Genomic DNA, 24,110 nt, shown 5'->3' on the forward strand with positions numbered 1-24,110 from the left:
TTGCTAACGTACTGGCCTATAATGTGGCGAAGCTAAATTATAGGCGTGGTTAGCCAAATGTGTTTTATCTTGAACCGTAGTTCCTCATTTCAAGAGAGTCCAGACAATCAAAGTCAGGCCACGCAATATGAGATTCGGCTTTTACTAAGAAGAATTGCCTGCCTTCTTTAAAAAGAAGAGATTCTATTCTAAGACCGTCCTCGAGTATCACATTCTCATATACAATACTTTCTTCAAACTTGCTCTCCGCTTTGTTGAATACGCTTGCCTTACCCAACAGCAGTAGATCGCTGACGATCCACCTGTAACTTTCATTTGCTTTTACATTTGGCTCTGAAATTTTAGAAACTGGCGCATAGCCATAAGGCTCTATAAACTGCCTTTTGTATTCTTTATAGTATCTCCGCCCCATATCCTTGTGATAGTCTGGAGCAGGAAGATGTTCTATATTAAATAGATCGGCATTTCCTTCTATTGTTCGTATTTGCTTGTTCAGTTTACTGAGGTCATTCTTTTTCTCTTGGCATAAGTCCTTGTCGGAAAGGTTCTCGACAATATAAGATTGTAAAACTGAAAGAGGAATAAAGATCAACGCCTTGCTGTTTTCATAGATAAACTGGTTGGCAGTGGTATCAATCTGCAACAGACGAATCGGCTTCTTGTCTGCGAGCTGAGAATAGTCGCCTTGACTACTGTCTGTTGCTTTACAGGACACCAGTATAAAAACTACCAGAATGAAAACAGTTCTTATCATTTTCTATGGTTTCACTTTTGGCTAACGTGCTGGTATAGCAGATTGCAAGGCGTAGCCGCAGCAGTACTGCTATACTTTGTTGTATGGTTGTTATTCTTCAGTTTCTGCCGAATCGTATCTATAAATATCTACATCAGTAGCAGTCTGCGTCTGATAAAGAAATTCTATAGTTTTTAAGTCATGTCCTAAAGCAGGCGTTGACTCTTCTGGATTGACATCAATGTACATCACAATTTCAAGTACAGAAGTCAGCTGGTATTTTTCTTTTAGCTTATTGATGAGTCCAACTTTGTCTTTCAGTTTCTCTACCAATTCATCTACAAGGTTGTCTATGAATATGGCTTCTTTTCCTTTTCCAGTTGACCACTTCCAACAGGCATATTTCTGATTAGCAATGTACTGCCCTTTGTCTCCCTTTTTCCAAGAGTCTGTTGGTTCTATTCCAAGTGCTCTGGTGACTTCATTTGGTTCAAAGTCATCACCATGAAGAGCAAAATAGACGTAGGATTTTGAGAGAGTGTTATTCATGCTTTTAATCCTGACTAACGTTTATTTCTCAGGCCGTTGCAAAGCCCAGTTCTTCAGGCTTGAGGTCTAATTTAGCGATGTTTTTCTTTATCCGCTGCACCAGCTTGAGCTTTCTCTTCTCGTCGAGGAACAGGTATTGCGTGGGCGGGTTGTAGGGCACGCGGTAAGTGAGCATGTGCCAGATGATCACCGCCAGCTTGCGGGCCGTGGCGCTCACGGCCGCCTGCCTGCCCTTGCGGAAGGCCACTCTTTTAAAGAAGTCCGACAGGTGCGTCTCACGCAGGTTGCCGATGACATTGGCCGCGTTCCGCAGGGCGATTTTCAACCGGTTGCTGCCCTTGGGAATGTGGGAGCTGAGCACCCTGCCCCCGCTCACCTTCGTGTTGGGGCAGAGCTTGAGCCAGTTGGTGAACTGCTTGGCCGTGGGAAACTTGCGGATGCCTTCGGCACCCACCTCGCTCATCAGCGCCATCACCGTCGCATGGCTCACCCCCTCGATTCGGAGCAGGTCCACCCCACCGTAGTACTGGTAGGCCAACTGGTTGAGATCCATCTGCTGCGGGGCATTCTTGTTGACCCGCTTGTAGGGTTTAGGGTCTGTTCTCAGCTCCCGCCTCTCTTTATCTGCTCCAATCTGCTCTCTAAGCAGCTGCTCGATGGCCGCGTCACAAGCCGCAATCTTATCCTGCAGCATCTTGTACATATCCAGCTCCTGGGCAAGGGTAAAGAGCAGCTCACGGCGGCCGTTGCCGCGCAGGGCCAGGGCGATTTCTTCTTTCGATTTTCGGCAGTTGCCATGCCGGAAGCAGGCCAGCTTTTCGGGATTGGTTTCCCCCTGGCAAACGGCCTCGATGATGGCCATGCCCGTCTGGCCGGTGATGTCGCGCACGACCACGTCGAGCCGCAGGTTCAGCAGGCGCAGGTACTTCTGCATCTTCTGGGTAGTGACGGCGGCCGTCTCCAGCAGCGAGGCGCGGTGGCGGCAGTAGGTCCTGAGCTCCTCGGTGGCCTGGTCAGGCAAAAAGCTGCCCGAGAGCAGCCCCAGCGCGTGCAGGCGCTGAATCCACTGGCAGTCCTGCACGTCGGTTTTGCGCCCCTTGATGTTCTTGGTGAACTTGCCGTTGCAGAGCAATACCTCCAGGCCTGCCTGCTGCAGGGCCGTGAACAGGCTCTGCCAGTAAGTACCCGTGCTCTCCATGGCCACGGTGGAGATGTGGCAGGAAAGGAGCCACTGGGTAAGTTCCCGCACCTCGTCCTCATAAACGCCGAACTCCCGCACCTGATCCGCTCCCTGGCCCACAGCCACAAAGTGCGAGCGGCTGCCCACGTCGATGCCGGCAGCATGTTGGTTGACAATCTCCATAGGCGTGTTTCTCTTTTTCATAGTGGTAAAGAATAAAGTGAAAAACGATCCCAGGGGAATGTACGCTAGGTCTTGAAAGTATCCTGATCGGGGTCTCCCGAGGGAGCCGCCACTGAAATCACCTCAAAGCCCTCCTCAGTAGAAGGGCTCTCTACATTCCAACCAGAATGCCACCCGAGCTTTAAAGCGTCAATTAGAAACCGGTCTTGCAAGGGATACAAAATAGATACGCAGCAACGTTAGCGGGAGAAATCAATAGTTAATATGGGGGGAATACCATACAACGGACGGGTGCATGCGGAGCCTGAAGCGTAGCGAAGGTTGAGCATGCATTGTGTTGGCACATGTTTTTCTTTTATTTCTCCACCCAAGCTCCAGCCAAATCTTCATACTCCCATTCTGCCTGGTCTATTGCGTCATCTATAGTTTCATGCCATGTATCGGTTACAGATTCCCAACTTGAATCACAACCGAACAGGTAAAATCCTTCTTCATTATCATATTTACAGATAGCAAGTCCAACAGTGGGGTTTACTGTTTTTCCGATATGGATGTGTACAGTTTTTCCCGTAGCCCTTCTTCCTTCTACAGAAGCATAAAGTATAACCTTTGCTCCACCAACTATGTCTGGTGCTTCTTTCATCGCTTTAGTTATTCGTATTGGTTACTTGGATAGCATTCATAACTTGAAATATGTGCCAACGGTCTCGTACAGGCAATGGGTGCGGCATCAGCCGAACATGGTGCCTGTGCTTTGTTACCTGATTGAGTTTTTCTTTTTCTTGTTGTTCAAGATGAAACGAAGAATTTTAAGAGAAGAAATATTCAGTCATTTCGTCTATAAATTCCTTATCCGTAAGAGGCAAGCCAGATTTAGAACCCAAAACGGAATCTATGTTGCACTTTGGGCAAACAGCTGTCACTCTACCATCACTTTCTTCAAACCATTCCTTTATTTCATTAGGACTAAAAGTATTTTGACAGTAGAAGCATACACACATTTCACTGGCAAGTACTTCTACTTTATGAGAATGACAATGATTATGTGCCTTTAATAAGAAGTCTATACTATACTTCATCGTCATTCATACTTTTCTCTTACAGGTAACGTACTTGGCTTTGCGGTGGCACAGCTACCGTAAAGGTGTGGTTATGTACCGTTATATTTTGAGATAAAATCATTGATAACTTTATCAAACTCATCTTTTCTTTCTTTGGGTATATTTTGGTAACCTATCCAATACAGGCCTTTTACTTCTTCTTTTCTCCAATATTTATTTCCTTCACTACCAGTGATAGAATTTATTTCATTTCTATTGGGTCCACCAATTATGAATTTTCCAGCCTTTGCAACTTCTTCATAGTTCCATCCAAAGTCTTCAGTAGAAAAATAAAATAAACCGTCGTTCTCGTATTTGAACTCATAAGACGTACCATGAGCCTGCGACTCAATTTTGTCTATGTATCCATCTGGTGGATTTAACTTATAAGTGATTCTCTTATTTTCCTGTGTCAAATAACCCTTTTTCTTAATTACATATGATTGGCAGGATGTAACAGATATGAGAGCGATAAAACTTAAAAAAGCTATTAAAACCTTTTTCATTATTACTTATGATACATAACTATAGTATATACGACAACATACGCTTATCTGCACTATGTACGTAGTAGCTAAACACTGCTTGAGTCCACTTTTGCTTACTGGATCTGATACTTGTGGCTGTAGTGCGCATGCGTTTATATAGTTAAGCTAATATAGGTGATTGCTAGAGATTATCCAACGGGCTGACAATTTTATCCAGCGCATGGGTGGTGATGTGGGTGTAGATCTCGGTGGTCTTGCTGCTCCGATGTCCCAGCAGCACCTGGATATACCTTAAATCCGTTCCTTGCTCTAGCAGGTGAGTGGCAAAAGAATGGCGCAGGGTATGTGGCGTGGCGGGTGCTTTCACGCCTGCCTTCTCCTTGCTGGCCCGGAACACGCTGCGGATGCTCTCCACCGTATATTGCCCGCCCGTCTGCCCCTCAAAGAGCCACACCCTGGGCCTGTACTGCTTGTAATAAGCACGCAGGCTTTCCAGCAGCTTTTGGGAGAGCAGCGTGGTGCGGTCCTTCTTGCCTTTGCCGCCACGGATCAGCAGCAGGTTGCGCTCCGACTGCACGTCCGTAAGTTTCAGGTTGATCACTTCGCCAATACGCAGGCCACCCGCATACAAAAGCTGCAGCATGCAGCGGTGCTTGAGGTTCTCGGTCACAGAGAGGATTTTCAGCACGTCCTGCTTGCTGAGCACCTGCGGCAGCCGCTCGGGCTTCTCGGGCCGCTCCACCTGGCCCAGCTGCACCTCGTGCCGCAGCAGCACGCGCTGGTAGTAGAACTTCACGGCATTGATGGACTGGTTCACAAACGATACGGAATAGGTGCCGGCCTGCACCATCTGGCGGTGGTAGTGGTTGATGGCCTCTTCCGAGAAAGCATGTATGCCCTCCAGCCCGCTATCCCTGTGCGCATTCAGAAAGCGCAGTAGCAGGCTGTGGTAGGTGCGGATGGTACTGAGGCTGTAATTGAGCAGGAACAGCTTCTCCACGTAGTGAAGCGGGCAGGCAATATAGCCGTCGCCCTTCCGGTAACATTGTTCCCAGAGCCGGGCCTGCAGGGCCATGTCCTTCACCTGCATGGTCTGCGCCAGCCACACCTGGGCTACTCGCTCTACCTCGGTTAGCAGCGTGTGCAGACTGCTGCTTTCGGTGCGGATGACAAAGCACTGCATGTCGTGCAGCCACCTGGCCACTTTGCTTTGCTTCAGGCAGGTATGGATTTCCTTGTTGTAAAGATAACTGAGCTGTACATACGGTCTGCCCTGGTGTTCCAGGGGCTGCAGGCGCACGACGGGGCGTGCGGGCACCTTTCCCAATGGCTCTGCCACATGCTTATCTTGTTGCAGGATAACGGTTCCTTCCGCCGGGCGCAGGCGCTTGGGCCGGAACAGGTACCTTGTGTCCACCTTGGCCAGCCCCTGGAAGTGCTGGTGCGTCATCTCGATGGCCTGGCTGCTGCGGTGCATCACAAAGCACTTGTAGGTCCTGCTGTACTTGATCCAGCCAGCCTCCTTCAGTCGTTTGGAGAGGAAGGGGTTGGGCTTGTGCCAGATGCGGATAATAGCTTTGCCCGCGTGCTCCAGCGGGTTAAGGTACAAAATAGGTTTTTGATCGGGATAAGCCATGGCAAATGAGACAGTTACTGAAGGCAAAGGTAAAACCTTTCAAAACCGTAGCCGTGTTATTACGCGAGTATACACGGATATACGCGAGTACAAACGCGGGTAAGTTATGAGCCAAGCCAGAACATGCATCCAGTGCGGAACAGCCATTGTAGGCAGGAGCGATAAGCGCTACTGCTCTGACCCCTGCAGACACCTGGCCAACAATATGGTCAAGGTACAGAACCAACACGAACGCAGGATTCTCCAAATCAATGCTGCATTAAGAAAGAACCGCAGCATTCTCAAACAGCTCAGTCCGCAGGGTAAGACCACCCTGCCCCGCCAGTACCTGGAGCTGGCAGGCTTTGATTTCCGCTACCTGACCCAGGTCTACCGCACCCAGAAGGGAAACACCTACTATCTCTGCTATGACTATGGGTATATGCTCCTGCCTGAGGAGAAGGTATTGATCGTGAATTGGCAGCCCTACATGGATGTGGGTCGGTGATAGCGCTGTCGGTATGTCAACTGGGATGTGCTTTTTGCTGCAACATGGTTATAGCTGAGGCGACACACGCATTTAGGTACGTTAAGTAAAGCGGTTCTTGTTGGCACAACCATTCTTGTTTCCTGTTGCCGTTTCTCACTATCTCCTATAGGGGAAAGCCATAACCCCTGATACAATTAATAGAATAGACTTTTTTCTAGGATAAGCAAATTGCTAAGCACGGTAATAAGAGTAACAACAATCCTGTTTATATAAATTATAAGTATTTTATTTATTATTATATATAATATAATTGAAATAATTAAAAATAATCCGTAAATCTATACTCGTGTAATATTTTTACGTAGATTTATTTAGCAATATCTACGATATAAGTAAACTATGAACTTTGATATAAAGGACCTGCCTTATGGTCAATTCGAGCGTTTGGGGATGAGCAAAAAAGACGTGCTCTCCATGAAGTCTGGCGATTTGGTCAGCCTGCTGACGGGCAGGCGCACGAGCCTGCATACCTTTACTATCAAGGATGCCGGTCTGGAACCTCTTACCGTGGATGCAAAATTGAGCCTGAAGATGAATCCAGACAACACCCTATCACTGCTGATCCACCCCATACGGAGGGAGATACAGAACGAGATTGGCGCCAGTAAGCAGGAGTTGGAGAAACTGCAAAACGGGGAGTTACTGGTAAAGCCATTTAAATCGCTTAATGGGGAGAAGGAGTTGTATGTTTTCCAACTGGATAAGGAGACCAACGAGATTCTAAGGGTGAGGGTACGTGATATCCAAGTGCCTAGTGCTATCAAGGATATAGTTTTGAGTACTGATCAGAAAGAGCACCTGCGGCAAGGCGGCACCCTGGAGCTTTATTCCAAAGCAAAAGATCAGCTGATCTCGGCCCGCCTGGATCTGAATGATCCTAAAGGACTAAAGATAGTGGAGGGACAGGTCTCCCTAAAAGAAAGCCACACCTTGGCAGTGAAGGAAACCCCTGTTGTGTCTATCAAACGTTAACTTGCCTATGACCTTTCAGGAATACAGAGAGCAGGTGTCGATCATTCAGGTCGCCGAATCGCTAGGCTATGTGTTTGATCCCTTGAAGGGGAGAAAGAGCCCTGAGTTCAAGCACCCTGACGGAGACAGAATCATTATCAACAACCCAGGCGACAGCTCCCGGCAGATGTACTTCAACCGGGATGGAAGCAACGACAAGGGGTCGGTGATAGATTTTGTGGCCAACCGGCTGCACCGCTTCCAGGGAAGCTTTCGCAATGAGATCGACGGTATCAATAGGGTGCTATCTAGGTATGCCTATGCCTCTCAACCCAAAGCTCCAATCTACAATGTTACGGAAGCAAAGCCCTTTGACAAAAGCAGGTTTGTCGAATCGGAGGCCTCTGTTTTTAAGCTGCATTACCTGATCAAGGAACGAGGTCTCTCTAGCGAGACGGTGCAGCTGTTCCTGCCTTACATTAGGCTGGTGCGGGACGCAGAGAAGGATAATGCCTATACCAATATCGCTTTCCCACTGCAAAGGCCAGCTAGTAGCGAAACGATAGGCTACGACCTGCGTAATTATGGCTTTAAGGGCGTGGCAGCGGGCAGCGACCGCAAGCACGGTGTCTGGGTAGCCGACTTTGCGCAGAATCCGGTTCTTACACGCCATGTCTACTTTGCGGAGAACCCTATAGATGCCATGAGCTTCTATCAGCTGGAGAAGGGTAAGCGGGACTTCAGCAACTCAGTGTTCGTCTCGTTTGGCGGGGGGATGTCGAGAATGCAGGTGGAGCTTTCCCTGAAGGCATGGCTGCATGCCCAAAAGCATACCATTTTCGATAATGATTACCAGGGAAAGATCTATGATATCTATCTGGCCACGGCGATAGCAGGTAAGCCTTACACCTTTACAAAGAATGCCGACAGTATCACCTTCAACTTGGATGAGAAAAAGTTTGATATTCCCGTAGACAAGCTGAGCCTTTTTGCCTTTGAGAAGAACTCCGGTATTCGTTCCGGACTTCAGGTGCATAAGCCCCTTGGCCATAAAGACTATAACGACATCATACATCCCAAAAACAACCAAGAGAATCGTACCCCTGTGAAAGTGAAGTTATGATCTGGAATCTAGTATAGCAGTCAAAGACTGTAGGAGATGAAATGCAGTTTCTGTGTTTCGCATGGCTGTTACGGTTAATTAAGTCTCTGTAGAAAATATTTTTCACCTAACTATAAACCATTTAGTTTTTAGGCTATGAAAAAGCTATCTCTCTTCTCCCTTCTGTTGTGCATAGTTCTACTCTTTGCTGGTTGTGATGACGAAGGCGAGGGCCCGGTCCTGCCTGATACTGCTACCTATCGGGTAGATTACAGCCAGTCTGGGGATTATGAGAAATTCATTAAGATTATTACTATTGGAGGTGGCGATTTCAAAGTGAGGGGTACTAGCGAAGCTATGCCGGCCGTGTTATTTGACGGGAACCTTTCGGAAACGTCCTATTCCTTTGAAGCGGATAATGTAAGGGAACTTACTGTACACGCTGCCAATGAGTTCAGTGCTGTAGAGGATGGCCCTGCTTCCATGCAGATGCGCTTTGTTATTTACAAGAACGGTAAGCAGATAGATGAGAAGACCTTCAATTACAATGAGGCTTCAGGGGAGAAGAACGAATACTTGAATTATAAGGCTAAATAGTAGACACTTTTCATCCTGTTCATGCTGCGCCATCTGGTAAAAGAGATTGCCAAAACAGTATAGACTTAATTATTTCTTCTACACAAAGCGTGTTGTAAGTATGTCATGAAGGCTTTGCTCTTAACTGGCACATATAAAGAGTAATATTTATATAATAGCTGTTATAAGGGAAAGGCCGTTTGCAGGCTCCTGGAGGGGTGCCGCTGTTGGCACTTTTAAGGGCAAGAAAAGACTGTAGGAAAAGGTCCTGCTAGTGGTGAGCTATTCTTGCACGTCAGTCTGCTCTGCAGCAAGCGTTCCCCCAAGCTCTCTCTCTTAGGGACTCTCTTACCTTGTGAAGCAGCTCTGCCAATTCTTTAGCTTCTTCCTCAGTAAGGCTCTCTATCATGGCATCCACTTGGTGCAAATCCTTATCAATAGCTCCCAAAGCTTTCTGTCCCTTATCTGATATCAGGATATTGACCAAGCGCTTATCTCCTATGTTTGTAGTGACCTCCACCAGCCCCTTTCCTTGCAAACGGCTTACCAGCCGCGAGGCATCGGACATCCTGTCCAACATCTTCTCGCGCAGGAAGGAAGTGGACACGGGCCGGGGGTACTGGTCGCGCAGGATGCGCAGGGCGTTATACTGCTGCCCCGTCAGGCCATACTTTTGAAAGAATCTGTTGTAGCTGTTCGAAAGAAAGCCATACGTATACAGAATACTCATGCTGGCTTTCTGCCATTCATTCCGAAATGATTTGACGCCTAATTGGTTCTCTAAGTTCATAAGTGCAGTCAGGTGAGTTTACCAAGTATAGTAAAAAATAATGAGGGAGTGTAATTCAAACTGTGTCATCATTTCCCTTTTGTCAAGGTTCACTTCAAGTCCAGTTGCATCCTGTCGCCGAACCAGATGGCCAGTTGCTGGGCTGTCTGGCTCCAGTTGCTTAGCGGCATGACCCATTTCCGGCTGATGTTCTGGTGCGAGAGGTAAATGAGCTTCAGCAGGGCCATGTCAGAGGGGAAAGCCCCCTTGGTCTTGGTCACCTTCCGCACCTGGCGGTGAAAGCCTTCTATCGTGTTGGTGGTGTAGACCAGGCGGCGAATCGGCTCGGTGTACTTAAAGTACGTAGTGAGCCTCTCCCAGTTCCGCTGCCAGCTCTCGAGCACCTTGGGGTACTTTTTGCCCCACTTCTCTTCCAACTCCAATAGCCGCAGTTCAGCCAGTTCCTTTGTCTCAGCCCGGTACACCGGCTTTAAGTCCCGCAGGAACTCCTTCTGGTCCTTGGAGCCGACGTACTTGATGCTGTTTCGTATCTGATGCACGATGCAACTCTGCACTTCAGTTTGTGGAAAGACACTGCTGATGGCTTCCGCAAAGCCTTTTAGGTTGTCGATGCAGGCAATGAGCATGTCGGCAACGCCCCGCTGCTGCAGGTCGGTGAGCACTGAGAGCCATAAGGTAGCTCCTTCACTTTCTGATACATACACGCCCAGCAGCTCTTTGTGGCCATGGCGGTCTATGCCCAGGATGTTGTAGACGGCTTTGCTGACAATACGCCCCTCCTGCCGCACCTTGTAGTGCATGGCGTCCAGCCAGACGATGCAGTAGAGCCTGTCCAGCGGCCTTGCCTGCCACTCCTTGACCTGGGGCACGATCTTCTCGGTGAGGGCGGCTAAGGTATCATGGGAAATGTCCATGCCGTACATTTCCTTGAGATGAGCCGAAATGTCCCGCAAACTCATCCCCAAACCGTACATGCTCAGGATACGGGGCTCCAGGTTCTCGGCCAGCACCGTCTCCCGCTTTCGAATGATCTGCGGCTCAAAGCTTGCCGAGCGGTCGCGGGATGATTCCACATCAATCACCCCGTCCGAGGTGCGCACCTGTTTGGATACTTTGCCATTGCGCCTATTGCCCTTTTGGCGTTGCTCATCCGATAGGTGTAGGTCCATCTCCGCGTCCAGGGCGGCCTCCAGAAAGTGCTTTAACAGGGGGCCTAAGGCGCCATCTTTGCCAAAGGTGGGTTTGCCGCTCCGGAACTCATCCAGGAACTGGCGCTTGATCTTCTCCAGATTCAGCTCGTTTTTGTCTTCCATGTTGACTGTGTTAAAGGTAATACTGCTAATCCTTTGACACAGTTTATTTTACAGCCTCTTGCTAGGGGGAAACTTCACAAGTCTGCTATTTCCAACCTCATCCCTCTTATCTAACATACGGTAAATTATTTATGAATAACATCCCTATATATAAATTGTCTTATAATTTACCTTATGTTAAATAGTTAATGCTTGTTATTAATAAAACAGTATATTTATTTATCATAGAAGCCAATAATTGTAAAGCATTAGTTTTGAATTAACTTTTAGAGTTATAATTGGCAGCTAATTCCAACTGCATCACATCGATAATTGACTATTTGGCGACTTACCTTGAACGAATGGCCATATAGGCGCTTTATTGCCACGGACAGTGTTGCTCACTCTGCTGACGAAGAAGCGGGGCTGCACAGATGATAAAGTCTGGAAAAGGGGAAAGAATAGAGCCAGCCAAAACTCCCTTTGGCCTAACGGCACCAAAGAGTGGAAGATAAATACAGGAAAAAGTGGAGCCACAACAGGTATATCATGTACTAGCATTCAGCCTGGCCTAGGAGTAGCACCGCCTGAAAGGCCCGTACCACTGATTAGCTGTCCAATTTTACTAATATGGTGGTTCCCAGATAGCCACTCCCCCCGTCACGCACGACATGCCACCCCATGTCTTCTAGGTTCTCCTGAATATAGCGGTTCAACAAGCCATGGGCTACAAGTGCTACTTTAGGCCTATCCGCGCTTGCACTGACCAGGATTTGGGCTGCCTCCTGTGCCCGTCGGCGGGCATCCGCGAAACTTTCAGCCCCCTGCCGGTCTATACCCAACACCCACTTGATGCGGGCAGCAGTGGTCCAGAATTTGATTGGCATGCGTAAGCTAGGGCTATGCTCGCCCATGGCCGTTTCAAACTCTCTAAAAACCGGTGAGACGGTCATTTGGCTATCTGCCCCAAACACATATTGTGCTGTCGCTCTGGCCCTGTTGATAGAACTGGCGAATACGGCCACCTCTTTTGGGTTCTGAATTTCAAAGAAAGGAGCATCTGGCGTCACTATGCCTACACTATCATAATCTACTGCAAACTTCCTGGCTTCCATATAAGAAAACTTACCCGTCTTTCGCAAATCAGGTTCGCCATGTCGAATGAGAGCAATTTGACGCAGGTTGCCGTTAACAGGGAACGTCAGGTCTTTTTCCTGCAGAAACGACACCTGCTGCACCACCGGCTTCCCTTTGGCAGTGACATACGAAGCGCCTACACCCATTGCTTCAAACTTAGCCGCTATAGCCTTGATGGTTTGATGTAAATCATCCTTGTCTTTTGCAGCTACAGAAGTAATGGCAAGGATGGTTAATATGCAACTCAAAGCTGCTTTCCTGATCGAATTCATTTCACATTATGTAAGAGGATGTACTAATGCTATAACTTAAAATAGTCATGGGAAGTTCATCATTATGAGCGGTCTTAGCTGCACCAAAAGTTTAAGAATAAGTTGCCTTCTTTTTAGTTGACAGTAAGGAACATGGGCTTTGATAGTTATACTACTGACAGGCAATACCAAGCTTGGGAAACCGGATGAACAATGTTTCGCATCTCTTACTCAAGACGCATGGTTGAGGAGGAGCATGAGGTTAATAACCCCAAGACCTTAGATAAAGACCTTGGGGCACAATCAACGCAATCAACACAAACATAAGACTGCCGTTCTTTAAACGGAAACAGGTGTCCCTAGTTCCCTTACTTGCAATACATTCAGGGCTTGAGGATTTTATTTGCAATGGAATCAGGGTAATTTACATTAAATAACATCGATGGTATGCTTGTTTTTCCAAAGTTCCTGCAAGGAGAATTAATTCATGAGACTGCTGGTGATCAGCTCGTTTGTTGCCCCACTTGGTCGTACTGTGCCACGCAGAATCTTCTTCTAGGGACTGCAGTGCTCAACCCTATGATCCCGCCGGTTTCGGTTTCTTGCATGTGTGTAAGCAACTTGTTGGTAGCATCTTGTTCTTTTTACTGAACACCGTGCCACTCAGGCGCCACTACAAGTGAGTTCCTTTCTCCTTATATCCACTGCTCTCAAGTTGGATGGTGGTGTGCGATATTTTAAAGTTAGAGGTGACAGTTTGGTTTATTCTGCTTAGCAATTCGTCGTAAGAGGCCTTGTTATCAGCAGCTAAGACTACATGCGCGCTCATCGCATTGACGCCAGAAGTCAAAGACCAGACATGCAGGTCGTGCACTTCTTCAATTCCTTTTATCGCTTTCATGGAGGTGCGCAATTCATCTATGTTCACGTCTGAAGGCGTTCCCTCTAACAACACCCCAACTGCCTCTTTAAGCAGTATCCAGGTTCTGGGAAGGATAAAAAGCCCTATTCCTGCTGACAAAATCGGATCGGCATAATACCAACCGGTTGTCCACATGATGATACCTGCTACGATTACTCCTACAGATGTAAGCATATCAGAAAGAACTTCAAAGTAAGCTCCCTTCATGTTCAGGCTTTCCTTAGACCCCTTCCGTAGGATAAACATACCTGTCAGATTCACTACTAAACCGACTACTGCTACCAGCAGCATGGCTTTGCTCTCTACCTCTGGTGGGTCAAGAAAGCGCTGATAAGCCTCGTAGAGGATATAAAGCGAGATGCCAATCAGAACCACCGCATTGGCAAGCGCAGCCAATATCTCAGCACGATAGTAGCCGTAGGTGCGTGCAGGGGAGGCAGGCCGCTCTGCCAGTATAATGGCGAAGAGCGCAAAAGCAAGCCCTCCCACGTCCGTTAGCATATGGCCGGCATCAGCAAGCAAGGCAAGGCTCCCTGTTAAAATGCCTCCCACCACCTCAACAATCAAATACAGCGATGTAAAGGCTAGTACCAGTTTAAGCCGGCCTTTATTTTGGCTGCTTGCAGATACAGCGTGTCCCTGTGGCATAGGCTTATCTATCAATTAGTGTCTAGCTTTTATTGTGGTGTAATTTGTACGGGACGACTATCATATTGTTAGGGATACAGCTTCGGGAAGATAGCACCACATTAAGGTTTCACACACCCCACCACAGTAGTTGACAAAAAAGTTTTGAATGCGCACAACGCAGTTCTTGTGGCTTGATATAAAGCAAGCTACAATATTATTCTCCCCGCTTTGGAGGAAAGAGCGGCGGGTTTGAGAACATCACCACTACCTTGGTAATGGTGATGTTCAAGGCCGATAGCCTGCTGTCGCAAATGGTGCCGGGCTCATAAGATTAAAGAAGTGTCAGCCCAGGAAAATGGACTTTATGAACCATCCGGACGTACATACCTGGCATTTCTGGGTAGACTAGACTCTGTCTGTTACGTAGAGGAACCAGATAGCGCACGAGACGAAGGGCACGATACACGATACAGGCACATTGCCTCCATTCTACGCTATCATGGCCCAAATCGAACCGACAGAGATTCCCTGCCCCGAATAATCTTATAGCACATAAGCTCCCTTTTATATGGTTAAAGTATAGAAGGGAACATGGATATATTATGCCTACTAAAGAGTTTTGATGCCCACTACCTACAAGTACTATCGTTCAGGCTTGTGGGTTAATCGATTTTTTCTATACCAATTGTATTTCCAATACCTGATAGCCCAAGAGAAGAACACATCAAACCTGAAGATGACCCTTTCCATCTTTGTCAGCACTCAAGCACAGAGCTGCCTGCTCAATATCTAGGAAAGGAGAAGTATAGCCACTAGAGGGACCGTCTACGTATAATATTGTCCTATTTTTGATTGTATCAATGATAGGTTTGGTTACCTCCACAGGAAGGGCAGGACAACCTTGGCTGCGACCCAAGCGGCCATTGGCCTTGATAAAGCCTTCGCTGGCATAGGCTGCTCCATGCACCACAATATACCTACCCAAGGCATTTGAATTATAATCAGCGTCTAATCCTGTCAGCTTTAGCGAGAGCCCATTCTTGCCGACATAGGTCTCTTGGGTAAGATAAAATCCTAAGCTGCTCTGGTACGAGTTAGGAACGTTAGAAAAGGTAGTTGCGAATTCTCCACCGCTGCCTTGCCCATGAGCTACCCAAGTATTGTACACCACTTTGTTTGTAGCCAAGTCAATGACCCACAGACGACGATTTTTGCTGGACTGGTTAAAATCCACAATGGTGATCAATGCCTTATTCTGTGATAAAGAGTCCGTTGACATCAGATTATGATACCCCGTAACTGCTTCTCTGAATGTTTCGAGCGAGAGCCCCATCAACTCTAAACCTGCCTCTTTATAGGAGCCCTCTACATACTGCTCAAACACAGCCTTGGGAGCGGAATCAGTGACAGAAGCACTCTTGTCAACAGGACTCTCTGATATTACAGCCGCTTTATGCAGGTTTGTTTCTGCTTTTACTGGGGGAGAGCCGCTGCCTTTGCCGCTGCCTTTGAGGACAAAGCCCATGCTGAGAGCAACAGCAAAGACAACTAGAGCGAAGCTGATGGATTTCATAAAATGTCTTCCTGTCATGTCGTTTTTCCGATAGAACACCATGACGACCCTTGATTGTTCCATTCCTAAACCAACGCTGCCAGTTAGCTTGGTCATTAATCAAGGCTGGCCAGTGGGACATAGTAGGGTCTATTATTTTGTTGCAAAGGCCATGTAGCAAGTATTAACATGGCATATCCTATATGGTATACTGAAGCAAAATAAGCTCTGAGCCTGGATCGATCCTCTTTGGAGAGCGATGCAACGGGAGCGTGACGCAAGTCCATCGGGCTGCAGAGCGCGTGTAATTCAAAGGAGACTATCACCTTCCCGTTACATGTGAACAGCCCTGCCCCCTGTGGCCGCCAAGCAAGCCTCTTTGAAAGACTCTGAGAAGGTAGGGTGTCCGTGCGTCATGCGTGCGATGTCCTCTGCAGAAGCCCTGTACTCCATGGCCACGACGGCCTCCACGTAGGTATCGGCGATACGGGGACCGATCATATGCACACCCAGTATTTCGTCTGTTTGCGCGGATGCCAGCACCTTGATAAAGCCGTCCGTATCCATGCTTATCTTGGCCCGGGCATTTGCTTTGAACGGGAAAGAACCCACCTTGTAGGCGATGCCCTGCTCCCGGAGCTGCTCTTCCGTGACGCCTACTCCGGCCACTTCCGGCGCTGTATACACGATACTGGGGATAAGGTTATAGTTAATGAGGGGTCGCTGGCCTGCTATGGTTTCTGCCACAAAAACACCTTCTTCGCTGGCCTTATGCGCCAGCATAGCGCCCTTTATAACATCTCCTATGGCATAAATGCCTGGAACAGCTGTCTGCAGTTGTTCATTCACCGGTATCATGCCCTTTCCGTCTGTCCCGATGCCAATATTCTCTAGCCCTAAATCAGTGGTATAAGGCCTGCGGCCTACCGCCATCAGGCAGTAGTCTCCTGTCAGGGAAATTTCTTCCTTAGATTCAAGCGCCTGCGCGGTCACCGTCACTTCTTCACCAGTACGTATCACCTCTGTTACCTTGTGCTGCAAAAGAAATTCTATCCCCTGCTTCCGGAGAGACCGCTGCAGTTCTTTGCCCAGTGCCAAATCCATTGCGCCAATCAGGGTGTCCATATATTCCACCACCGTTACTTTGGCCCCCAAGCGGTTGAAGACTGATCCAAGCTCCACCCCAATAACTCCCCCTCCGATCACGATCATGTGTTTAGGGATTTCTGTTAAGGATAGCGCTTCCGTAGAGCTTATGATCCGCTCCTTATCCAGCGCGACATTAGGAAGGGAACTGGGTTTTGAGCCTGTGGCTATGACGATATTAGCGGATTCTATAGTTTGTGTACCGGATTCTTGGGTGATTTTAACAGTGTTTTTATCTTTGATCGTGCCTGTCCCTTGATACACGGTCACTTTGTTCTTTTTCATTAAGAAGGAAACCCCATTGATAATCTCTTCTACCACTGCTTTCACGCGCCCGTTCATCTTAGCGATGTCCACAGCAGGATTCTCAAAAGTCACCCCGAACTTCGGGAAGTCATGCACTAGCCTATGGTAGTGCTCCGATGCCTCCAGCCACGCTTTAGACGGTATGCACCCCACATTCAGGCAGGTGCCGCCAAGGGTGCTGTATTTTTCTATAAGGGCTGTCTTGAGACCAAGCTGGGCACATCGGATGGCACATACATAACCCCCAGGGCCGGAGCCAATAATAACTGCATCATATTTTTCCATTGAAGCTATAAATAAGGAATTTAAATCTTTGTTAAATTTAAATTATTTCGAGAAAAGTCTGTGCATTGGCTTTGGGTTTAAACCAATGCAAAACATGAGGGTAAAGACATCTATAACTATTACTGCCTTTATTATTACAATAGTTATTCTTACCCTGGGTTATATTTCTTTTGGCATATGGCCTACGGTTATTTTTACCTCCGGTTTTTAAGGTTGATTTATTTTATGGCTAATTATGCCCACAAATCCAGATTTCTCATCTATAAAAATTCAATTTTTGGGTAACCTTCTGCTTATTCCTGGTCCATAGAATAGAAGAAACTTTTTTCGGGATTTTTGCCTGACTTTCGACCTTACAAGGGTTCCGGTTTCTGAAATAACTTCTGTACCTATAACTTTGCTTGTGCTTACATCTGTAGGTGCTTGGTTGTCCATTCCATTTCTCCATGGCAGGGGGTATGCCTTTGGATATTATTTAGCCTGGACCTTTTTTGCAGCTATGGGTATTACAGAACTCGCTCATTTTATTTTTCCATTCTTCACGAATGGAGGCGACAGTTATTTCCCAGGAATGGCAAGTGTCTTTGTACTTGCTCCATTCGCCTGGTGGGGAATGTATAGGTTTACCAGAAAATCAACACCTCATCCGTTAGATTCTCATAACATTTAAATTTAACCAAAAAAAGCTACACCCACATCGGCAACAACTACTTTCCACATAGTTGCCAGAATAGGTATATAAGGCGGATCAGCCTCAGGCTAAGGCACTAATTCTATACCGATCATTGCCAGCACGACCCCGGCAGCCAGGTGCAGCGCCAGGCTTAGTTTTTTTCGGATACGTTGAACATGTCCGCTAGTACTTCTCCTAATAAGCTGCCTATACGATGGCTAGTAGCTCCTATTTGGTCTTGCTAAGCAGCAAGCCGGCAGGTATTTATTTTTGATCAGCATCGCAGGGTTACTTTTTCTGATATGCCAGAAGCCGCAAGGCGTTGAAGACTACCAGCAGGGTAGACCCCTCATGAATCAGCACCGCCACGCCGATGTTAGCGAGGCCCAGAATGGTGGCGGGGATCAAAAGCGCCACTATGCCCAGGCTTACCCAAAGGTTCTGCTTGATGATGCTCCTGGACTTGCGGCTCAGCCCAATGGCAAAGGGAAGGTTCTCCAGCTTGTCGGACATCAGGGCAATGTCGGCGGTTTCCAAAGCCACATCCGACCCAGCGGCCCCCATCGCGATGCCAACCGTGCTGTTGGCCATAGCCGGGGCATCGTTTACCCCGTCCCCCACCATCGCTACTTTGCTCTCTTTTTGGCGAAGCTCTTTTATGGCGTTCACCTTCTCTTCAGGCAACAGGCTACCCCAGGCGTCAGTGAGGCCGATTTCCGCAGCCACTGCGTCCGCTACCTTCTGGTTGTCGCCGGTGAGCATGATCATCCGCTTGATACCTATCTTCCTGAGCTCCTCCAAGGTGGCCTTTGCCGCTGCACGCGGCGTGTCCATCAAGGCCAGTATACCGATATAGCGGTCATTTTCGCGCACCAGCATGGTGGTGTTTCCCGCTGCCTCCAAAGCCTGCACTCTGTCTATCAGCTCCTCTCCAGGCTTTACGGCATCCAGTTCCTCGAAGAGCTCCAGGTTGCCGATATAAATCCTGTTCCCCTCGAGGGAGGCTTTGATGCCTTTCCCCAGCACAGCCTCTAGGTCCTCCGCATTGGGAACAGGCATGCCTTTCAACCTTCCCTTTCCGTCCCTGACGATAGCCCTGGCCAGCGGATGGTTACTCAGCGCCTCCACGGCGACGGCTTTTTTCAGGAGATCATGCTCCTGTATGTCACTAACTGGAATAACGTGCGTGAGCTTAGGTTTGCCTTCTGTCAGTGTGCCGGTTTTATCGAAGGCCAGTGCGGTCAGCACACCCAGGTCTTCTAATGGGCGGCCTCCTTTAATGAGGACACCTCCGCGAGCGGCGCGCGCTACGCCGCTCAGTACGGCGCTTGGCGTGGAAATGGCCAGGGCGCAGGGACTGGCTGCCACTAACACGGCCATCGCCCTGTAAAAGCTCGCTCTGAACGGTTCGTCGACGACCAAAAAGGCAAAGTTCAGCAGCAGCACCAGCAGGAGTACGGAGGGCACGAAGTGCTTCTCAAATTTATCGGTAAAGCGCTGGGTGGGGGACTTTTGGGTTTGAGCCTCGTTCACCAGCTGTACCAGGCGTGATAAAGTGGAGTCCTTTGCTTCTTTGGTCACTTTTATTTCCAACGTGTTATTCCCGTTGATAGTCCCGGAGAACACGCGGCTTTCGGCCCTGATCTCACTATCCGGCCCAAAGTCCTGCTCCGGGTCCTCTACCGGCAGCTTATCCGCAGGCACACTCTCGCCCGTAATAGGAGCCTGGTTCACGCTGCTGCGTCCTTTGACCACCACCCCGTCCGCCGAAATCTTGCTATTAGGCTTCACCACGATCACATCGCCCAAGCGAAGAGTCTCGATGCCCACCTCTTCGGTTTTGCCATTCCGTTTGAGCAAGGCTGTTTTGGGCGCCAGCTCCGCCAGCGCTGCAATGGACTTGCGGGCTTTGTTCATAGCATAATGCTCCAGGGCGTGCCCCATGCTGAAGAGGAACAGCAGCAGCGCCCCCTCGGCCCACTCTCCCAGGATAGCGGCCCCGATAGCTGCCACCAGCATCAGGAAGTCTATCTCAAAGTTCCTTTTAAGTATCTCCTCCACCGCCTCCTTGGTGGTAAAAAAGCCTCCAAAAAAGTAGGCTCCAATGTAGAGCGAGAGGCTTACCCAATCCGCCGCACCCTCCACGAAGCTCAAGCCGAAGCCCGTACCTAACAGCACACCACAGATAATGGAAAAGATCAGCTCGGTGTTCTTGCCAAAGATGCCCCCATGCTCGTGCGTGTGGTCGCTGCCTGGCTCCATTTTCTTTTTTAACCTTTGGTGCCCTTCTGCTTCTGCCTCCGCTACACGACCTCCAGTTTGGCGTGTATAGTCTTCAGCACTAACAGAGGCGTCCAGAACATTCACGCCTTCCTTCCTTAGAGTAGAGATAATTTCTCCTTCACTGGTGCTGGACCTATCGAACTCTAGTCGCACCATGCCTGTGGGGGCAACGGAAGCCTGAATCACCCCCTCTGACTGTTGTAAAGCCTGCTCTAGGTGGCGGGCATGGCGAGCATGGCGAATACCGTCTACTGCCAGGAGCCTATGCCCAATTTTTTCAGCCAGTGAAGCTCCAGTTTGCCTGGCCAGCGCCTCGATGCGGGCCATGGAAATCTCTTCCGGATTATAGTGAAAGCAAAGCTGCGGCACGCCATCCTCCTGCCCGTTGGAGACATGCACGCTTTCTATGCCTTCCCGGCCCTGCAGCCGGTCCATTAGCTCACGTACACAGCGGTCTTTTTCATCCGGCACTTGGGGTAAAAGGAGGGGGATTTCTATTTTGAGCTTCTCCATTGATCTTCGATGTTGTTGTATAGCCTAGATTAATACCTTCTTGCAGGTTACGTGCCTACTGGCAACTAGGTAGCACTCCAGGGTAGTAAAGAGCGCTCGCTCTCTTCAAACCAATATGCGTGGCGCTTGAGTGTCCTTAAAGCCAAGTCCAGCACAGCCAGCCAGCCTCTTCGCTTAAACAGGAAGTTACCAGTAGCTTCCAATGAAAATACATGAGCCACACCACAAAGATGACTATTATGCTTATTTAAACTTCATTCGCTGGATCCGTACTGCGTTCAGTATGGCCAGGAAAGCGACGCCCACGTCGGCAAACACGGCCTCCCATAGACTGGCCAGGCCGCCAGCCCCCAAGATCAGCACGATGGCTTTCACCACGAAGGCCAGCGTGATGTTCTGCCACACGACCTGCTTGGTCTTCTTGCCAATGTCGATGGCCGTAGCGATCTTGGAAGGGTGGTCTGTCTGGATCACCACGTCCGCCGTCTCAATGGCTGCGTCCGAGCCAAGCCCCCCCATAGCCATGCCCACATCGGCCAGTGTGATCACCGGCGCATCGTTGATTCCGTCGCCCACGAAGGCAACTGTCCTGCCCTCTGCTTTCAGCTTCTCCACTTCGCTTACTTTATCCTGCGGCAGTAGGCCTCCATATGCCTCATCCAGTTGCAGCTCACCAGCAACCTTCTGCACGATGCTCTCCTTGTCACCGGAAAGCATCACCAGCTTATTCACCCCCAGCTCACGCATTCTCCTCACAGCCAAGGGAGCGTCCTCTTTAACTTTATCAGCAATGGTGATGTAACCTGCATAGGTTCCGTCTACGGCCACCAACACGATCGTTTCCACTATCTCCTTCACGCTGGAATCATAGACAATACTGTACTTATCCAGCAATCGGGTATTTCCCACCAGCAGCTGCCTGCCCTCCACTTGGCCCTTCAGTCCATGACCGGAAATCTCCTCCACGTTTCTCACCGAGAGGCTCTGGTAGGTCAGCCCCACTTCTGAAACAATAGCCTGGGCGATCGGGTGCGTGGATTTACTCTCCAGTCCGGCTACAGCCTCCAGGAACCAGGCCTTATCATCCAGTAATGTCTCTACTCGCTGTACCTTAAATACCCCCTCGGTCAGCGTGCCGGTCTTGTCCATCACTACCGTGTCTACCTGCGTCATTAGGTCCAGGAAATTAGCCCCCTTAAACAGGATGCCGTTACGTGAGGCGGCTCCGATGCCCCCGAAGTAGCCGAGCGGGATGGATATCACCAGCGCGCAGGGGCAGGAGATGACCAAGAAGACCAACGCCCGGTAGAGCCACTGATTAAAATCATAAGCCTCCACGAAGAAGTAGGGGATGAAAGTGAGGCCAAGGGCGAGGAAGAAGACAACAGGCGTGTACACTTTGGCCAGACGGGTGATAAGCTGCTGCGTTTTGGCCTTGCGGCTACCGGCCTCCTCCACCAGCTGCAATATTTTGGAAAGGGCACTGTTTTCATAAGCAGAAGTTACCTTCAGCTCGATTACCCGGTCCAGGTTAATCATCCCGGCCAGCACCGTCTCGCCCTGCTTTTTAGTATCTGGTTTAGACTCGCCTGTCAGGGCGGCGGTGTTGAAGGAGGATCGTTCAGAGAGCAGCTCCCCGTCCAAAGCCACCTTTTCGCCGGCCTTCACCTGTACTACATCCCCCACTTGCACCTCTTTCGCCTTCACCGTCAATACCCCATTAGCGGTCACGAGCCCAACCTCATCCGGCCTGTTGTCGATGAGTGCCTTGATAGAACGCCTGGAGCGCAGCACAGCTGCTTCCTGGAAGTGCTCACCTATGACATAGAAAAGCATCACAGCAACTCCTTCTGCATATTCGCCAATATAGAAGGCACCCAACGTAGCCATGCTCATCAGGAAAAACTCATTGAAGAAGCTGGAACGCAGGCTTTTGATGGCATGCCACACCACCCGCCAGCCCACCAGCACATAGGCTATACTGTAAACTGCAAAACGAAGGTAACCTGTAAACCAAGGGGTGTCCAGGTAGTCAAGCAAAATGCCTCCCAGTAGCAGGACAAGGCTGATGGCCGTGGGGATGTAGGAAGCCTTTGCCTCTTCTTCTGCCTCCTCATGCTCCTGAGCCCCCTTAACTTTTGTTCTTCCATCTGTAGAGCAGCATTCTGCCCCCACATTCGGCCCTGGTGCTTCCGCTGTCCTCGGGGAAGTGATCTCCAGGGGCTTGAAACCCGTCTCTATCGCTTTATTCTTGCTGTCTTCACTGTTCATAATTCTTCTGTTTAAGATGCTGCCTTTTGCGTGACCCTGTACTTTCAGAGGCCTTCCTAGCTCATTCTTTCAATATACTCCAGGGCCTCTGTTACCTCTAGTTCCCGGGTGCTTACGCCCTCCCGGATATAAAAATGCGAGCGCTCACCCACGTGCACGTAGACAGGGAAGGAAGCACGTTTTACCTGTATACGACAAATGTCTTTTCCCTCAACTACCTGGAAGCTTACCTTTAACAGTGCGCAGCAGCTAGGTTCCAACACGCTTTCTACCACCTGCAGGAGGTGCTGACGAAAATTCTCGCGGCCTGAGTTTCCCAAAACCTTATAGTCTTCTTCCATTCCCCTACAGCTGCCGTCCTTGTCCACGCCAATAAAAAGAAAGCCCCCTTGCGTGTTCATCAAGCCTGCCATTGTACTAGCTACAGCCAGCGCCGGACCAGATGAGAACTTTGATTGCCCAGGAGCTCCCAGCATTCTTGGCAGTAGGGCAACAACCTGAGTCTCTCCCACTTTAATGAGGCCCATGATTTGCCTTACGACCTGAAACTCCCTTATTGCCTGAAGCTTTTTATTACCGGTTGCTACTCTCAGGAGGAAGATTGCTAATAAGAGCCCAAGCAGCAGCCAGAGGATGTATTGCTCTGAATCTTGAAAGGAGAAGTTGCCCTGAATTATCAGGACAACTTCTCCCAGCCAAGACTTCTGCTTATGTGGCGCCTCGATGTTGCCCACAGAAAGCATCAGTGGGTATAGGGATACCATAGCAACTGCTATCCATGCCACTATCCATAGTATTTTTGACTTTACACTCATTCTTCCACATACTACACGGTGAAGAAGCACGCTCTACAAGCTCATTCGGTTACCTGCGCGGGACATAAACGACTTATTCACTACCTTGGAAGAAGCTCTTGCGGCTAACTCTTCCACCATGTTCTCTTCCTGAAGAAAGTGAAAACGGCACGGATACTGAGCGCTTAGCCCCTTTGATTGCCTGCAATAGGTTTCTCTGCAGGCAGAGAAACCTATT

21 protein-coding genes are annotated in these 24,110 nt (G+C 49.0%); 5 read left to right on the forward strand and 16 right to left on the reverse strand.

Going from position 1 to position 24,110, the window contains the following annotated elements; genetic code table 11:
- Window positions 1-64: 64 nt before the first annotated feature.
- From OH144_RS21295 to OH144_RS21325, 7 genes are all read right to left on the reverse strand, one after another.
- Entirely contained in the window at window positions 65-754 is a 690-nt protein-coding gene (locus tag OH144_RS21295; protein ID WP_266206409.1) for a hypothetical protein, read from the reverse strand.
- Between the two features lie 90 nt (window positions 755-844).
- Window positions 845-1,282: a DUF4279 domain-containing protein gene (locus tag OH144_RS21300; RefSeq protein WP_266206410.1), complete on the reverse strand. Its 438-nt coding sequence runs from the start codon at window positions 1,280-1,282 to the stop codon at window positions 845-847.
- A 28-nt stretch (window positions 1,283-1,310) separates the two neighbouring features.
- The gene (locus OH144_RS21305) at window positions 1,311-2,666 is read right to left on the reverse strand and encodes an IS110 family RNA-guided transposase (protein ID WP_266206411.1); all 1,356 of its coding nucleotides are present in this window, start codon (window positions 2,664-2,666) and stop codon (window positions 1,311-1,313) included.
- A 334-nt stretch (window positions 2,667-3,000) separates the two neighbouring features.
- Window positions 3,001-3,288, reverse strand: coding sequence for a hypothetical protein (locus tag OH144_RS21310; protein WP_266206412.1), 288 nt, complete (start codon window positions 3,286-3,288; stop codon window positions 3,001-3,003).
- Between the two features lie 166 nt (window positions 3,289-3,454).
- Window positions 3,455-3,724: a cytoplasmic protein gene (locus tag OH144_RS21315; protein WP_266206413.1), complete on the reverse strand. Its 270-nt coding sequence runs from the start codon at window positions 3,722-3,724 to the stop codon at window positions 3,455-3,457.
- A 71-nt stretch (window positions 3,725-3,795) separates the two neighbouring features.
- Window positions 3,796-4,251, reverse strand: coding sequence for a hypothetical protein (locus OH144_RS21320; RefSeq protein WP_266206414.1), 456 nt, complete (start codon window positions 4,249-4,251; stop codon window positions 3,796-3,798).
- 163 nt (window positions 4,252-4,414) lie between these two features.
- Window positions 4,415-5,869 (reverse strand): tyrosine-type recombinase/integrase, encoded by a 1,455-nt coding sequence (locus tag OH144_RS21325; RefSeq protein WP_240773492.1) that lies wholly within the window; start codon window positions 5,867-5,869, stop codon window positions 4,415-4,417.
- A 106-nt stretch (window positions 5,870-5,975) separates the two neighbouring features.
- Here OH144_RS21325 and OH144_RS21330 point away from each other — a divergent pair, with 106 nt between their 5' ends.
- The 4 genes from OH144_RS21330 (at window position 5,976) to OH144_RS21345 (ending at window position 9,048) form a co-directional block, all read left to right on the forward strand.
- Window positions 5,976-6,356 (forward strand): hypothetical protein, encoded by a 381-nt coding sequence (locus OH144_RS21330; protein WP_137761653.1) that lies wholly within the window; start codon window positions 5,976-5,978, stop codon window positions 6,354-6,356.
- A 381-nt stretch (window positions 6,357-6,737) separates the two neighbouring features.
- Window positions 6,738-7,370 carry a DUF4099 domain-containing protein gene (locus tag OH144_RS21335; protein WP_266206415.1) on the forward strand — a complete coding sequence of 211 codons (633 nt, stop codon included), beginning with the start codon at window positions 6,738-6,740 and terminating at the stop codon, window positions 7,368-7,370.
- Between the two features lie 7 nt (window positions 7,371-7,377).
- A complete protein-coding gene (locus OH144_RS21340; protein ID WP_266206416.1) occupies window positions 7,378-8,472 on the forward strand; it encodes a DUF3991 domain-containing protein in 1,095 nt (364 codons plus the stop codon).
- A gap of 135 nt (window positions 8,473-8,607) precedes the next feature.
- Entirely contained in the window at window positions 8,608-9,048 is a 441-nt protein-coding gene (locus tag OH144_RS21345; RefSeq protein WP_266206417.1) for a beta-barrel fold lipoprotein, read from the forward strand.
- Between the two features lie 274 nt (window positions 9,049-9,322).
- Here the strand turns inward: OH144_RS21345 and OH144_RS21350 are convergent, their stop codons facing one another.
- From OH144_RS21350 to lpdA, 6 genes are all read right to left on the reverse strand, one after another.
- Window positions 9,323-9,817: a MarR family winged helix-turn-helix transcriptional regulator gene (locus tag OH144_RS21350; protein WP_106219173.1), complete on the reverse strand. Its 495-nt coding sequence runs from the start codon at window positions 9,815-9,817 to the stop codon at window positions 9,323-9,325.
- Window positions 9,818-9,906: 89 nt separating this feature from the next.
- Window positions 9,907-11,130: an IS256 family transposase gene (locus OH144_RS21355; protein WP_266206418.1), complete on the reverse strand. Its 1,224-nt coding sequence runs from the start codon at window positions 11,128-11,130 to the stop codon at window positions 9,907-9,909.
- A 587-nt stretch (window positions 11,131-11,717) separates the two neighbouring features.
- A complete protein-coding gene (locus OH144_RS21360; RefSeq protein ID WP_266206419.1) occupies window positions 11,718-12,518 on the reverse strand; it encodes a histidine phosphatase family protein in 801 nt (266 codons plus the stop codon).
- Between the two features lie 652 nt (window positions 12,519-13,170).
- Window positions 13,171-14,067 (reverse strand): cation diffusion facilitator family transporter, encoded by an 897-nt coding sequence (locus OH144_RS21365; RefSeq protein ID WP_137761648.1) that lies wholly within the window; start codon window positions 14,065-14,067, stop codon window positions 13,171-13,173.
- Window positions 14,068-14,773: 706 nt separating this feature from the next.
- Window positions 14,774-15,718, reverse strand: a complete 945-nt coding sequence (locus OH144_RS21370; RefSeq protein ID WP_137761647.1) for a murein L,D-transpeptidase catalytic domain family protein — start codon at window positions 15,716-15,718, stop codon at window positions 14,774-14,776.
- A gap of 216 nt (window positions 15,719-15,934) precedes the next feature.
- Entirely contained in the window at window positions 15,935-17,338 is a 1,404-nt protein-coding gene (lpdA, locus tag OH144_RS21375; protein ID WP_137761646.1) for a dihydrolipoyl dehydrogenase, read from the reverse strand.
- A gap of 403 nt (window positions 17,339-17,741) precedes the next feature.
- On the opposite strand from lpdA, the gene OH144_RS21380 reads away from it, so the two are divergent.
- Window positions 17,742-18,008, forward strand: coding sequence for a hypothetical protein (locus OH144_RS21380; RefSeq protein WP_266206374.1), 267 nt, complete (start codon window positions 17,742-17,744; stop codon window positions 18,006-18,008).
- Between the two features lie 291 nt (window positions 18,009-18,299).
- On the opposite strand, the gene OH144_RS21385 is transcribed toward OH144_RS21380, so the two are convergent.
- The 3 genes from OH144_RS21385 to OH144_RS21395 all read right to left on the reverse strand — a co-directional run bounded on the left by OH144_RS21385 (window position 18,300) and on the right by OH144_RS21395 (window position 23,893).
- A complete protein-coding gene (locus tag OH144_RS21385) occupies window positions 18,300-20,807 on the reverse strand; it encodes a heavy metal translocating P-type ATPase (RefSeq protein ID WP_266206375.1) in 2,508 nt (835 codons plus the stop codon).
- A 243-nt stretch (window positions 20,808-21,050) separates the two neighbouring features.
- Window positions 21,051-23,078 (reverse strand): heavy metal translocating P-type ATPase, encoded by a 2,028-nt coding sequence (locus tag OH144_RS21390; RefSeq protein ID WP_137761643.1) that lies wholly within the window; start codon window positions 23,076-23,078, stop codon window positions 21,051-21,053.
- A gap of 56 nt (window positions 23,079-23,134) precedes the next feature.
- Window positions 23,135-23,893, reverse strand: a complete 759-nt coding sequence (locus OH144_RS21395) for an AlbA family DNA-binding domain-containing protein (protein WP_137761642.1) — start codon at window positions 23,891-23,893, stop codon at window positions 23,135-23,137.
- Window positions 23,894-24,110: the final 217 nt, after the last annotated feature.

The sequence above is a fragment of the Pontibacter kalidii genome, assembly GCF_026278245.1.
Classification (GTDB): Bacteria; Bacteroidota; Bacteroidia; order Cytophagales; family Hymenobacteraceae; genus Pontibacter; species Pontibacter kalidii.

Excerpts from the sequence above, each read along its gene's own strand:
- OH144_RS21305 (WP_266206411.1), bottom strand. The coding sequence starts at position 2,666 with ATGAAAAAGAGAAACACGCCTATGGAGATTGTCAACCAACATGCTGCC.
- OH144_RS21365 (WP_137761648.1), bottom strand. The coding sequence starts at position 14,067 with ATGCCACAGGGACACGCTGTATCTGCAAGCAGCCAAAATAAAGGCCGG.
- lpdA (WP_137761646.1), bottom strand. The coding sequence starts at position 17,338 with ATGGAAAAATATGATGCAGTTATTATTGGCTCCGGCCCTGGGGGTTAT.
- OH144_RS21330 (WP_137761653.1), top strand. The coding sequence starts at position 5,976 with ATGAGCCAAGCCAGAACATGCATCCAGTGCGGAACAGCCATTGTAGGC.
- OH144_RS21395 (WP_137761642.1), bottom strand. The coding sequence starts at position 23,893 with ATGAGTGTAAAGTCAAAAATACTATGGATAGTGGCATGGATAGCAGTT.
- OH144_RS21390 (WP_137761643.1), bottom strand. The coding sequence starts at position 23,078 with ATGAACAGTGAAGACAGCAAGAATAAAGCGATAGAGACGGGTTTCAAG.
- OH144_RS21300 (WP_266206410.1), bottom strand. The coding sequence starts at position 1,282 with ATGAATAACACTCTCTCAAAATCCTACGTCTATTTTGCTCTTCATGGT.
- OH144_RS21360 (WP_266206419.1), bottom strand. The coding sequence starts at position 12,518 with ATGAATTCGATCAGGAAAGCAGCTTTGAGTTGCATATTAACCATCCTT.
- OH144_RS21355 (WP_266206418.1), bottom strand. The coding sequence starts at position 11,130 with ATGGAAGACAAAAACGAGCTGAATCTGGAGAAGATCAAGCGCCAGTTC.
- OH144_RS21320 (WP_266206414.1), bottom strand. The coding sequence starts at position 4,251 with ATGAAAAAGGTTTTAATAGCTTTTTTAAGTTTTATCGCTCTCATATCT.
- OH144_RS21325 (WP_240773492.1), bottom strand. The coding sequence starts at position 5,869 with ATGGCTTATCCCGATCAAAAACCTATTTTGTACCTTAACCCGCTGGAG.
- OH144_RS21385 (WP_266206375.1), bottom strand. The coding sequence starts at position 20,807 with ATGGAGAAGCTCAAAATAGAAATCCCCCTCCTTTTACCCCAAGTGCCG.
- OH144_RS21295 (WP_266206409.1), bottom strand. The coding sequence starts at position 754 with ATGATAAGAACTGTTTTCATTCTGGTAGTTTTTATACTGGTGTCCTGT.
- OH144_RS21335 (WP_266206415.1), top strand. The coding sequence starts at position 6,738 with ATGAACTTTGATATAAAGGACCTGCCTTATGGTCAATTCGAGCGTTTG.
- OH144_RS21340 (WP_266206416.1), top strand. The coding sequence starts at position 7,378 with ATGACCTTTCAGGAATACAGAGAGCAGGTGTCGATCATTCAGGTCGCC.
- OH144_RS21370 (WP_137761647.1), bottom strand. The coding sequence starts at position 15,718 with ATGACCAAGCTAACTGGCAGCGTTGGTTTAGGAATGGAACAATCAAGG.
- OH144_RS21310 (WP_266206412.1), bottom strand. The coding sequence starts at position 3,288 with ATGAAAGAAGCACCAGACATAGTTGGTGGAGCAAAGGTTATACTTTAT.
- OH144_RS21345 (WP_266206417.1), top strand. The coding sequence starts at position 8,608 with ATGAAAAAGCTATCTCTCTTCTCCCTTCTGTTGTGCATAGTTCTACTC.
- OH144_RS21350 (WP_106219173.1), bottom strand. The coding sequence starts at position 9,817 with ATGAACTTAGAGAACCAATTAGGCGTCAAATCATTTCGGAATGAATGG.
- OH144_RS21315 (WP_266206413.1), bottom strand. The coding sequence starts at position 3,724 with ATGAAGTATAGTATAGACTTCTTATTAAAGGCACATAATCATTGTCAT.